This is a genomic window from Sporosarcina sp. NPDC096371 (assembly GCF_044762865.1).
GTDB lineage: Bacteria > Bacillota > Bacilli > Bacillales_A > Planococcaceae > Sporosarcina.
Genome location: NZ_JBIWFE010000003.1, coordinates 519,006 through 531,046, shown reverse-complemented (window position 1 = coordinate 531,046; position 12,041 = coordinate 519,006). Strand labels below are relative to the sequence as shown.

The following is a 12,041-nucleotide window of genomic DNA, read 5'->3' as shown; positions in this document are numbered from 1 at the left end:
AATTACGCCTAGGTGAATGCTTATCATAATTCAACAGGACCAATCCCCATTGAATGCAATGCATATCGGCATTCATCCCGCAACTTATAGAAGTGGCGGACTTCTGTATCTGACGCATCTCTTTCAGTACAAAAATATTTGCGGAAACAAGTTAAAAACTCTGTTATCCATCATACCATGAAACGGTTTCACTTGTAACGTCATATAGTATAAGTTTGCGGATGACCTTTAAAGGGCAATTACGACTATACTATCAACTAAGTGCCTGACAATCTCTGATGTTCCTAATGAATACAGTCGACGAAAGGAAGTTTTAAATTGAGTAATCAAGTTATTCTAGTAGATGATCAAGGATTGAAAAAAGTGATGAACCACTATGCATCTTCAAAAATTGTACGCAATGCGCCCGGTGTCGTTTTTGCAGCAAAACTAACGGATACATCCATCACAGCCTATAAATCAGGCAAAGTACTGTTCCAAGGTGGCGGAGCTGAAAGAGAAGCCGCTCGTTGGGGCAAGGCGGAAGGAAGTGCGACGCCCACTAAAGTAAAAGTAAAAGGCGATACCCTACCAGACCGCCTGGCGGAACTGTCCGTCGTCGGGTCGGATGAAACGGGTACAGGAGACTTCTTCGGTCCCGTAACGGTTGCAGCCTGTTTCGTCCGTGCCGATCAAGTCGAACTCGTGCGGGAGCTCGGTGTCAGAGACTCAAAACAATTAACAGACGACCTGATGCGAAAAATCGCTCCTGATTTGCAGGAAGCCCTTATCTATAACGTGTTGACATTAAAAAATGACAAATACAACGAAGTGCAAGCCCGTGGCTGGTCGCAGGGGAAAATCAAAGCTCTTCTCCATAACCAAGCCCTTAGGCACGTCTTGCGGAAAATGGACGGCGAAAAACCCGATTATATTTTGATTGACCAATTTGCGGAACGCGGTATTTATTATAATCATATTAAAGCACAATCAGAAATCGTCAGGGAAAATGTGCTGTTTTCAACGAAGGCAGAAGGGCTACATATGTCTGTCGCTGCCGCATCCATTATTGCCCGTGTGGCATTTTTAGAAGAGATGGATCGACTTAGTGGTATTGCAGGGGTTGAGTTGCCAAAAGGGGCAGGATCGAAGGTAGACGAGGTCGCCGCCCGGATTTTATTAAAAAATGGGGAAGAGACATTGAAATCGTTAACGAAATGGCATTTTGCAAATGCGGGGAAAGCAAAGGCAATTGCGCTGAAGAAAAAGAAGTAACCTTTCTTCGTCACAACCGTTCTAATGGATGAGGTGATTATTTTGAGAAAACTCTTTTTTCTAAGTTGTTGTCTTCTTATTCTTAGTGCATGTGTACCAAATAAAAAAGTGGATTTCGACCCTGCCTCCCCTCTTCCACCGGCAGAAGCAAAGGTACAAAAAAGTGATTTTATCTACAAGCTATCTACCGAAAAAGACGTCTATGACACATTCGGTGAAACTGCGATTTTCGCAGAGCTAACGTATGTTGGAGAAATGGACTCCATTGATATTTACCATGCAGCCTCTCCTTTTTATTTCCCATTGGAAGAAAGGACGCATGGGATTGAAATCGATTATCCCATGAATGAACCACTGATAATGACGACGTTAAAAAAAGATGAATCATTACGGCAAAAATATAATTTTGCCGGTGGTTATAGTGATCAAGACGAAGCCACATACGTCGAATTTGTTAAGATGTTAATGAATGAGGGATTCCCTGAGGGAGAATATATCATCCACGGGTCTGCAGAATTTAAGACTACGGCCCTCCCGGAAGCAACGGATGACAAGAGTTTCAATTTGAAGGCCGATATTGGTTTTACGGTTGTGGAACCTTTTAGTCGATAATAAAATTCGTCCACAAAATTATATGCAAAAAAAGCCGCACACGGATTCCAAATCCCGTGTGCGGCTTTCATTTAATTACCCTCGAAGCAGTGCCCCTGCTTCTGCCGTTAATGCGTTCAACACTTTATCGTGCGCTTTAACAACTTCTTCATCTGTTAATGTGCGCTCCGGATCTGCGTAAGTCAATGAGAATGCAACGGATTTCTTGCCTTCCTCAACATTCGCTCCTTCATACAAGTCGAACAAACGAACCGTTTTCAGCAATTTACCACCTGCGTTGCGAATGACATGCTCAAGTGCTCCAGCAGATGTTTCGCTCGATACGACTAGTGCGATATCCCTTGAAATCGATGGAAAACGTGGAACCTGTACATAAACCAATTCAGCCGTTTCAACCGCAAGGATTTTTGCAAGATTCATCTCCATCACATACGTGTTTTTCAAGTCGCGTTTTTTCTGTTCTGTCGGGTGAATCTGGCCAATTAAACCAATTCGCTCTCCATTATAGAAAATATTCGCTGTGCGGCCTGGGTGCATGCCGTCAATTACAGCTTGTTCGAAAGTTAAACCTTCCACTAACCCAAGGCTATCCATCATGCCTTCAACAATCCCTTTTAGCACGAAGAAATCAACTGGTTTTGTTTCGGCTTGCCACGCATGGTCTACCCATTTACCTGTGATCACTGCGGCAACATGTTCCACTTCCTGTGGCAGACCATCTTCTTCTTCGCCAAGGAATACTGAACCTGTTTCATACAATGCAACCGAGTCCATACGGCGTGCAACATTATACGTCGCTGCTTCCAAAAGGTGTGGGATGATACTCTGGCGAAGTACACTACGCTCTTCACTCATCGGCATTAGCAACTCTGTGACTGGTGCCGTTTCAAGTGCGTAGGCTTGCGCCTGTTCTTTAGATGTCAATGAATACGACAGCGCCTGATACAGTCCCGCACCTTCTAAGAATGTTCTCACCGTACGACGTTTAGCCTGATACGGTGTCAATCCGCCCGGTGTTGATTCTGTAACGGGAAGTGTCATTGGGATTTGGTCATATCCATACATACGTGCAATTTCCTCGATAATATCTTCTTCGATACGCAGATCCTGCCTGCGAGTCGGTGCATCGATAACCAGTTTGCCGTTAACAGCTTCTGTCTGAATTTGCAATCTGTCTAAAATAGATAGCATTTCTTCAAGTGAAATTTTCATCCCGAGACGATTATTAATATAGTCCGGAGAAACCGTGATGCGTACAGGTGTCTTGTCGAGTTCATCTATCATTACTGATCCACTCAACACTTCACCGCCTGCAATATCAGCCATCAGCTGAGCCGCACGTTCTGCAGCTGCAATCACTCGTGCTGGATCCACACCTTTTTCAAAACGTGTGCTCGCGTCACTACGCAGTCCAATCTCTCTCGACGTGCGTCGAACAGATCCTGGTGCAAAATAAGCGGATTCGATTACAACTGTCGTTGTGCCATCATGTACTTCGGAATTCAATCCGCCCATAACACCCGCAATTGCAACAGGTTCGTTACCATTTGTAATGACTAACTGATGAGATTCAAGCGTACGTTCTGTTTCATCCAACGTCGTGATTTTCTCACCTTGCTCCGCCAACCGTACAGTGATTTCGCCAGTTTCAAGACGGTCATAATCGAACGCATGAAGTGGTTGCCCATATTCCATCAATACGTAGTTCGTAATGTCGACTACGTTATTATGTGGACGTACGCCTGCCGCCATTAAACGGTTTTGAAGCCATAATGGTGATTCAGCGATTTTGACGTTTTTCACGACTTTAGCCACGTACATTGGATTACTTTCTTTTGCATCGATACGTAGTTTCAGTACATCTTCCGCTTTTTCAGCCGATTCTGTATAAGAAATTTCCGGCAATTGAATACCTTGCGATAAAATCGCGCCGACTTCATATGCAACCCCAAGCATGCTTAGTGCATCCGAACGATTCGGTGTCAAATCAAATTCAAGCACTGTATCATCGAGTCCAATGAGGGGCAAAGCACTCTCACCTGGTACTGCAGTGGCAGGAAGTACATAAATGCCTTCTGCGTACGCTTTTGGCACGAGTTTTCCTTCAACAGCAAGCTCTTGTAGTGAACAAATCATGCCGTTCGACTCTTCACCACGTAATTTTGCTTTTTTAATTTTAAAGTTGCCCGGTAGTACTGCGCCAGGACGTGCCACAATGACTTTTTGCCCTTCGGCAATGTTGGCAGCCCCACAAATAATTTGCGTGATTTCTTCACCAACGTCTACTTGACAAATATTCAATTTGTCGGCTTCCGGGTGCTTCACACATTCCTTCACATAACCGACAACAACGTTCGTCATGCCTTGAGAACGATCGATAATCGTATCGACTTCAATTCCAGAACGTGTAATTTTCTCCGCAAGTTCTCCAGGAGCAATACCCTCTATATTTACGTAATCACTTAACCATTTTGTAGATACTAACATGTCGTCTCCCCCTTTAAGCTTCCGTCCGGTGGAATTGCGATACAAAACGCACATCATTCGTATAGAAATGACGGATATCTTCCACACCATATTTCAACATCGCAACTCGTTCAGGCCCCATACCAAAAGCGAAACCTGAGACGACAGTTGGATCATATCCAGACATTCTTAATACGTTCGGGTGAACCATGCCTGCACCTAAAATTTCAATCCAACCAGTTTTCTTACAAATGTTACAGCCTGACCCGCCACATTTGAAACATGAAATATCCATTTCAACGGATGGTTCCGTGAATGGGAAGAAGCTTGGACGCAATCGGATTTCACGCTCTGTACCAAACATTTTCTTAGCGAATAAATCAAGAGTTCCTTTCAAATCGCTCATTCGGATATTTTCACCGACAACAAGCCCTTCGATTTGTGTGAACTGATGTGAATGTGTCGCATCATCGCTATCGCGACGGTACACTTTTCCTGGACAAATAATTTTAATCGGCGCGCCGTTCTTCTTTTCCATTGTGCGCGCTTGAACTGGTGACGTTTGTGTACGCAGAAGGACATCTTCTGAAATATAGAAAGAATCCTGCATATCACGTGCTGGATGGCCTTTCGGCAAGTTCAAAGCTTCAAAGTTGTAATAGTCTTTTTCTACTTCAGGACCTTCCGCAATTTCATAGCCCATGCTGATGAAGAAGTCTTCGATATCTTCGACGACGCGAGTCAGCGGGTGATGATTCCCCGTACGCGCAGGACGACCTGGCAATGTCACGTCAATGGATTCTTTTGCAAGCTGTTCGTTGATGGCTTGTTCCTCAAGTTTCGCCATACGTTCTTCTAGTACCTCTGTCACAGCTTCACGAATGACATTGACGAGCGCTCCCATTTTTGGACGTTCCTCAGCTGGTAATTTCCCCATGCCTTTGAGTAAATCCGTGATGGGTCCTTTTTTCCCTAAATAAGCGACACGAACTTCGTTTAATGCTTTAACATCTGATGCTGCCTCAATTTTCGCGAGAGCCTCATCTTTTAACTGTTCTAATTGTGCTTCCATATCGATTCTCCTTTCGAAATTAGCAAAAGTGTAGGGCACCTGCCTAGACAAAAAAAACCCCGCCCCTATAAAAGGGACGAGGACGATTTCGCGGTACCACCCTGATTATCACACCCGAAGGCATGATCACTCAAATCGGAATAACGGTCCGGCGCCGGCACATCTTTACAGCTTTCGCTGGTCCTGATGGCAGCTCATGGGGTGAACTTCAACAGACACTTGCCCATCTGCGCTTTCAGTCAAGGCGCGGACTCCCTTTCGGTTCGTGTGGTGCTTACTTTTCCCAGTCATTGCTTTTATTTTAATTCATAACTAGTAGTATACCCGAAATCATTTTGTTCATCAACAATGGAAATAAATAGTTGCATTAAAAATCATCTTTGAACCCGCTATGGCTCCTTCGCTAAGTTTACAGATGGTATCCATTTATTCAACTTTCGTTAGTTAGTTTTTTGAATACGAATACAACAGAATCCCAGTCGCCACTGCAACGTTCAGTGACTCAGCTTTGCCGTACATTGGGATTTTCACGGTTGCATCTGCCAGCGCCAATAATTCGGGTTCAACACCGCTACCTTCATTACCCATAATCAAGGCGAATTCTGTTTGTGGCTCGACATCAGAATGATTGACGGCATTTTGCAATCCTGTACCAAGCACCTTGATGCCTGCTTCTTTTGAATTCGTCGCCCATTCCATCAAATCGCCTCTGACGACAGGGATATTGAAATGGGACCCTTGTGCAGAACGAACCGTTTTCGGATTATACGGATCCGCAGAACCTTTTCCGAGAATAACCGCATCCATTCCCGCAGCGTCTGCCGTACGAATCATCGTCCCCACATTACCTGGGTCTTGCACGGCATCAATTAGCAATAGTTTTTTCCATGATACAAAATCTTCTTCGGCATGTTGTGGCTGGCGGCAATGCGCGTAGACGCCTTGTGAGTGCTCCGTTTCTGAAATTTCCTTAGCAACGGCACTGTTTACTTCGACAATCTGTACACCTTCCGTTGACCAATCTGCCGGAAATTCAACGCCATCTCGAATAATTAATGCAAGAATGACCTCTTCTTTCTTTAATGCTTCTTCAACAAGATGGAAACCTTCTACTAGGAACTCTTCAGTTTTGTCGCGCTCTTTTCGTGTTGATACGAGCTTTTTCCAATGTTTCACGAGTGAGTTTTGTGGTGATTCAATACGTTTCATGTGAATGTTACCGCCTTTTTCTTTTCAGTGTATCAAATGACGGTATAGTTGGCGATATTTGTGTACAAAATGATTGTGGGAGGTTGATAAAATGGATTTTCAAATAAGAGACGCCATTACGGCAAACATGAAAAATAACTCAGCGGAAGATGTCCGTAACGTCGTCGAAGATGCCATCAAGCGAGGCGAAGAACACCTACTACCAGGACTCGGCGTGTTCTTTGAAAAACTATGGAACAGTTCGGGTGAACAAGAAAAGTCGAAAATGGCCGGAGAGTTAGCACAAGTATTTGCGGCGGGTTGAATAGTATGGGAAATGCGTGGGTGCCTGTCACCCACGCATTATTTCACTTCATAAAGCCTTCTAAAGTTTTCAACGATTTCTTTTGATCTCGTATGATGTAAATAATGTCCGCCTTCAAACGACATCACTTCACCATGCATAGAATCTTTTATCTGCTCTTCATGCCCCTCTTCCCATCCTTCAACATCTGTAGTATTTGCGGCTAAAAAGAAAAATACAGGGAGTTTTTTAGGAAACGTCAAATCTTGAGCAACTTTAAAATTATGTTCCATTTGTTCCCCTTCGCTGAGGATGTTTGGGTTCATGACATTTTTAAGCGAAATCATTCTCACTTGCTCTTTTGTTGCTTCATCTACTTCTTGTAGTGCAGTTTCGTCAGGGGATAGCTTCATAATCAATCTGAGGAAACCTGATTTTCTGAGTAGTTCATAGCTTTCTGCCGGAAATTCTTCTACTGGTTGCGACGGGAAACTACTATCTATTCCCACAAACGCACTGACTTCGTTTTCGTAGCGGTTAACATATTCTAACCCATAGATGCCAGCAATCGAATGCCCCATCAGAATATAGCGGTCAATATTGAGTTGCTGCAAGGCTTCATGTGTTTCATCTACAATATTGTCAATACTCCGTTCCTTTTCGGATATATCACTCAATCCATAGCCAAAAGGCTCAATCACAACGACCTTATAAAATGGAGACAGCTCTTCCACAAGTGGCATAAAGTCAATACCTGGCGAACCTGTTCCATAACCTGGCAATAACACCACTGTTTCTTCGCCTTGTCCTTGAATCGTCACATTCATATTTTTTCCATCTACCGCTACAAACTGGCCGTAGTCTGCTATTTTTCCTAGCTCCGATTTATTGCTGATGAGATTCACTGTAAAAACAGTTACTAGAAAAATAACGATTGCTGCAACAAAAACGCCAATTATTTTAAGTGAAATCATAAGTATTCTTTTCATCATGTAATACCTCTCCTACTGCTCCACTTCATTCAGGGATTACACTCCCCGTTTGAATAAAGAAATCAAAGCCCATCGCCGTCGCAATGCCAAAAACAAGCGTCCATAATGCAATGCTGATCGTCATCCAAATGGTTGTGTTTACTTTACTCGCACCAAACAATAACCCGATGAATGCTGCAATATGTGTACCTATTAAAATCGGACCAAGTAGCGCAAGCCCTGGCATTCCGTATTTATTCCAAATCCGTTTGCCCCGTTCAGTTCGCTTGGAATCCCCTTTGCCATCCTTCTTTTTCCGTGACTCCATCCAAACCTTCACTTTTTGAAAGGCAAAAATAAGGATCATCACGGTCAGCAGATTACCAACAAATGCAAGCAGCATCACCCAAAATGGTGAAAGTCCACTAATGATTCCTAAAGGGATAACAAGTGCGATTTCTAACCACGGAATGGCAGCACCTAGAAACACTAAAAAGTATTCAAACATCATTCATCTTCCCCCATATACTTTCTGATTTCTGTGTAATAAATTACATACTGCCCCATCGAAAGAAGCAAGAGTCCTAATATCATCCCTGTCGTTCCTACCTGAAATACTAGATATAGACTAGCTAAAAACGGAATGGCCCAAACAAAATAAGAATAGACTTTCTTCGTTGCCCGTTTCGTAAATTCTTGAAATAACTCGTCATCCTCCATGTATTCCTGCGGCTTCCATGAGAAAGCATTTATTTTATGCTTCGGCATCTGTTTATTGTGCTTTACGACATTCCAATAAAATAACCATGCATAGACGATGAAAACGAGCAATGTAATTCCCCAAAGTACGCCTAATTTCCCTTGGAAGTTAATCGCAAATTCAAATCCTCCATCGTTAAACGTCTCGAAATTAGAAGAATAACTTGTCATTAACACCAGTACCATCAATATGGAGATAGCACCCATCTGCCATAAAGGATACGTAATTCTCATATCATTTTTCACTGTCATTCCTCCCCTTCCATCCAAAATAATTCGTTTCCGTCACTCTATATCTTCCTCTACATATTTACGAAGTTCCAAATAATAGATAAGATATTGCATGATTGCGAGCACTAAGATATTGATAACAACGCCATACCTCGGTACTTGAAACCATAGATGAATATATAAAGATACTGGGAGGGCCCCCGTAAAAAACGCATACACTTTCTGTGACGCACGCCTAGTAATAAATTGCCATCCTTCATCGTCCTCAATATATTCGAATGGCTTAAGTTGAAATAACGATAGTCTTCGGTCGGGATTATTTTTATTATGCGCTGCTAATCTTTTTCTGAAAGTTAGTCCAAACCCAATAAATAGAACACCCAAAAAGAGAACGATAACCCCTCCTATCGCTTCCAAATTAAGCGCTGAGATTAAATCCGAGATGCCACCTTGCGATGCAAATAAGCCAATTGTAGCTACCAGCAAAAAACCAATTTGCCAAAGCGGGTACTGAATACGAAAATCTTTCTTCATGTTCATTCCTCCCCTTCCAACCAAAATAATTCGTTAATATCACAATCCAACGCACGGGCCAGTTTCAAGGATAATGTTACGGAAGGTGAAAATTCACCTTTTTCAATGAAACCAATCGTTTGGCGTGTCACGCCAACGCGTTTAGCTAATTCAATTTGTGTAAAATTATGTCTTGCTCGCAATTCCTTCAACCGATTTTTTAGCATCGTGACACCTCCTGGTTAAAATGTACACTATACTTAACATCATGTAAAGTATTGTATGCATTAGGTTAAGTTTAATGCACAAAAAAGCCCGGTCAATAAAGACCCGGACTTGTTGATACTATTTGATTACAACACTAAAGCCAAAACTGCTTTCTGTGCATGTAGACGATTGCCTGCTTGTTGGAATACATATGAATTTGGTCCGTCAATCACAGAAGTTGCGACTTCTTCCTCACGGTGCGCTGGTAGACAATGCAAGAACATATAATCTTCTTTTGCGTGTGCGACCAATTCATCGTTAATTTGGAAATCCTTAAACGCTTCTAGGCGCGCCACCGCTTCCTCTTCTTGCCCCATACTGGTCCAAACATCTGTATAAACGACATCTGCATCTTTTACTGCTTCCACCGGGTTCGTTGTTGTGACAACACTTCCGCCGTTCGCAGCGGCTATCGCTTGCGCTTTGACAAGTAGATCTGCGTTATATTCAAACCCTACTGGCGTTGCAACCGCTGCATGCATCCCCATATGCGCCGCGGCGATAATCAGCGAGTGCGCTACATTATTACCATCCCCAACATACGCAATTTTCTTGCCAGCGAGCGATCCCTTTACTTCCAAAATCGTTAGTAAATCTGCTAGTGCTTGGCACGGATGAAAAATATCTGTTAGACCATTGATGACAGGAACAGATGTATGTTCAGCCAATTCCTTCACCATTTCATGTGAGTTCGCACGAATCATAACACCATCTAAATACTCCGACAATACATGTCCTGTATCATACACAGATTCTCCACGGCCGATTTGCAAATCGCGTGCGTTCATGAACATCGCATGACCACCAAGTTGGATCATTCCAACTTCAAATGAGATCCGTGTACGTGTTGAATGCTTTTCAAAAATCATCCCGAGCGTCTTACCAGCTAAAATAGGTGGCATATTGCCCGCAAGCATTTCTTTTTTCATGTTATTCGCATAATCTAATAAATATGCAACTTCTTCACTTGTATAATCAAGAAGGGATAATAGGTCCTTCCCCTTCAATCCCTTTGCAATATCACTGTTTACCTCTTTAAGTTTCACCATATCGTCATCCCCTATCCCTGTTTCCACTTTGTATAACACAGTATATAGTATGCATAAATATAAAGTCAAGCGCATTTTTATTAATTAATAGAAATAAAAAATGCCCTAGCTATTTTAGATAGCTAGAGCAATTAAATCCTTTAATTAATCAAATGTAATGGCATTGACCGCGTCACGGTCTAGTTTCTTAATCACTTCGACAATCAGTTTTACCGTGTTTTCAAAATCATCACGATGCAGAATGCCTGCATGTGAATGAATATAACGTGTTGGAATACAGATCGCAAGGGACGGTACACCATGTCCTGAAAGATGGATTGCACCGGCGTCCGTACCACCGCCTGGAATCGTTTCAAACTGGTAAGGAATACCGTGTTCTTCAGCTGTATCGACAACAAAGTCACGCAATCCTTTGTGAGATACCATCGAAGCATCAAACAATAGAATTTGAGGACCGTCGCCCATCTTACCTGTTGCTTCTTTCGATGTAACCCCTGGCGTATCCCCAGCAATACCTACATCAACTGCAAAACCGATATCCGGCTGAATTTTTGTTGCTGCTGTACGCGCACCACGAAGACCAATTTCTTCTTGCGCCGCTCCCACACCGAAAACGATGTTTGGATGATTTTCAGCTTTCAGCGCTTTTAATACCTCAATCGCAATGGCAATACCGATACGGTTGTCCCATGCTTTAGCAAGAAGGTATTTTTCATTATTCATCACTGTGAATTCGAAATACGGTACGACCATATCTCCTGGTAGAATACCCCACTCCATTGCTTCCTCTTTCGAAGTTGCACCGACATCAATGAACATATCCTTAATATCGACCGGTTTGTTACGCGCTTCTGCCGTCAAGATATGTGGCGGTTTTGATCCGATAACCCCTGTCACTGTATCTCCTTTACGTGTCACAATCGTTACGCGCTGTGCGAGCATAACTTGTGACCACCAACCACCAACTGTTTGAAAGGATAGGAAACCTTTGTCGTCGATTTTAGAAATCATGAAACCAACTTCATCAAGATGTCCTGCTAGCATAATTTTCGGACCATTCGAATCGCCTGTTTTTCTAGCAATCAATGAACCAAGACCGTCTTGGTCAATTTCATCTGCAAATGGCTCTATGTATTTCTTCATTACTTCACGCGGTTCACGTTCGTTTCCGGGAATTCCCTTCGCATCTGTGAGCGCTTTCAACATTACCAATGTTTCATCTAAATTCGTCAATTACTTCGACCTCCTAAATAAATCGTACAAGAGTAGTATATGCGAAATGATTGCTGTTATCAAAACATTTCGCATTGAGAATCAAATAAAAAAACATGTTGCTTTCATCATCAATGTTTCTA

The 12,041-nt window shown here is 42.8% G+C and carries 13 protein-coding genes; 3 read left to right on the top strand and 10 right to left on the bottom strand.

The window, feature by feature from the left end:
* Nucleotides 1-318 precede the first annotated feature (318 nt).
* Nucleotides 319-1,254 carry a ribonuclease HIII gene (gene rnhC / locus ACIQ0H_RS11245; protein ID WP_403414374.1) on the top strand — a complete coding sequence of 312 codons (936 nt, stop codon included), beginning with the start codon at nucleotides 319-321 and terminating at the stop codon, nucleotides 1,252-1,254.
* Nucleotides 1,255-1,278: 24 nt separating this feature from the next.
* Nucleotides 1,279-1,866, top strand: a complete 588-nt coding sequence (locus ACIQ0H_RS11240) for a hypothetical protein (protein WP_403414371.1) — start codon at nucleotides 1,279-1,281, stop codon at nucleotides 1,864-1,866.
* Between the two features lie 75 nt (nucleotides 1,867-1,941).
* Here the strand turns inward: ACIQ0H_RS11240 and pheT are convergent, their stop codons facing one another.
* The 3 genes from pheT to ACIQ0H_RS11225 form a co-directional block, all read right to left on the bottom strand.
* Nucleotides 1,942-4,353, bottom strand: coding sequence for a phenylalanine--tRNA ligase subunit beta (gene pheT, locus ACIQ0H_RS11235; RefSeq protein WP_403414369.1), 2,412 nt, complete (start codon nucleotides 4,351-4,353; stop codon nucleotides 1,942-1,944).
* Between the two features lie 13 nt (nucleotides 4,354-4,366).
* The gene (pheS, locus tag ACIQ0H_RS11230; RefSeq protein ID WP_403414366.1) at nucleotides 4,367-5,404 is read right to left on the bottom strand and encodes a phenylalanine--tRNA ligase subunit alpha; all 1,038 of its coding nucleotides are present in this window, start codon (nucleotides 5,402-5,404) and stop codon (nucleotides 4,367-4,369) included.
* A 444-nt stretch (nucleotides 5,405-5,848) separates the two neighbouring features.
* A complete protein-coding gene (locus ACIQ0H_RS11225; protein ID WP_403414363.1) occupies nucleotides 5,849-6,613 on the bottom strand; it encodes a TrmH family RNA methyltransferase in 765 nt (254 codons plus the stop codon).
* A 91-nt stretch (nucleotides 6,614-6,704) separates the two neighbouring features.
* On the opposite strand from ACIQ0H_RS11225, the gene sspI reads away from it, so the two are divergent.
* Nucleotides 6,705-6,917: a small acid-soluble spore protein SspI gene (gene sspI, locus ACIQ0H_RS11220; protein WP_403414360.1), complete on the top strand. Its 213-nt coding sequence runs from the start codon at nucleotides 6,705-6,707 to the stop codon at nucleotides 6,915-6,917.
* Between the two features lie 38 nt (nucleotides 6,918-6,955).
* On the opposite strand, the gene ACIQ0H_RS11215 is transcribed toward sspI, so the two are convergent.
* The 7 genes from ACIQ0H_RS11215 to ACIQ0H_RS11185 form a co-directional block, all read right to left on the bottom strand.
* On the bottom strand, nucleotides 6,956-7,888 hold the full coding sequence (locus ACIQ0H_RS11215; RefSeq protein WP_403414357.1) for an alpha/beta hydrolase: 933 nt from the start codon (nucleotides 7,886-7,888) through the stop codon (nucleotides 6,956-6,958).
* Nucleotides 7,889-7,913: 25 nt separating this feature from the next.
* Nucleotides 7,914-8,375 (bottom strand): small multi-drug export protein, encoded by a 462-nt coding sequence (locus ACIQ0H_RS11210; protein WP_403414542.1) that lies wholly within the window; start codon nucleotides 8,373-8,375, stop codon nucleotides 7,914-7,916.
* The gene (locus tag ACIQ0H_RS11205) at nucleotides 8,375-8,872 is read right to left on the bottom strand and encodes a hypothetical protein (protein WP_403414354.1); all 498 of its coding nucleotides are present in this window, start codon (nucleotides 8,870-8,872) and stop codon (nucleotides 8,375-8,377) included. Before ACIQ0H_RS11205 ends, ACIQ0H_RS11210 begins: the two co-directional genes overlap by 1 nt.
* 39 nt (nucleotides 8,873-8,911) lie before the next feature.
* Nucleotides 8,912-9,391: a hypothetical protein gene (locus ACIQ0H_RS11200; RefSeq protein ID WP_403414351.1), complete on the bottom strand. Its 480-nt coding sequence runs from the start codon at nucleotides 9,389-9,391 to the stop codon at nucleotides 8,912-8,914.
* Nucleotides 9,392-9,393: 2 nt separating this feature from the next.
* Nucleotides 9,394-9,597: a helix-turn-helix transcriptional regulator gene (locus ACIQ0H_RS11195; protein ID WP_403414348.1), complete on the bottom strand. Its 204-nt coding sequence runs from the start codon at nucleotides 9,595-9,597 to the stop codon at nucleotides 9,394-9,396.
* Between the two features lie 126 nt (nucleotides 9,598-9,723).
* The gene (argF, locus tag ACIQ0H_RS11190; RefSeq protein ID WP_403414346.1) at nucleotides 9,724-10,686 is read right to left on the bottom strand and encodes an ornithine carbamoyltransferase; all 963 of its coding nucleotides are present in this window, start codon (nucleotides 10,684-10,686) and stop codon (nucleotides 9,724-9,726) included.
* Nucleotides 10,687-10,830: 144 nt separating this feature from the next.
* Nucleotides 10,831-11,919 carry a M42 family metallopeptidase gene (locus tag ACIQ0H_RS11185; RefSeq protein ID WP_403414343.1) on the bottom strand — a complete coding sequence of 363 codons (1,089 nt, stop codon included), beginning with the start codon at nucleotides 11,917-11,919 and terminating at the stop codon, nucleotides 10,831-10,833.
* Between the last annotated feature and the right edge of the window lie 122 nt (nucleotides 11,920-12,041).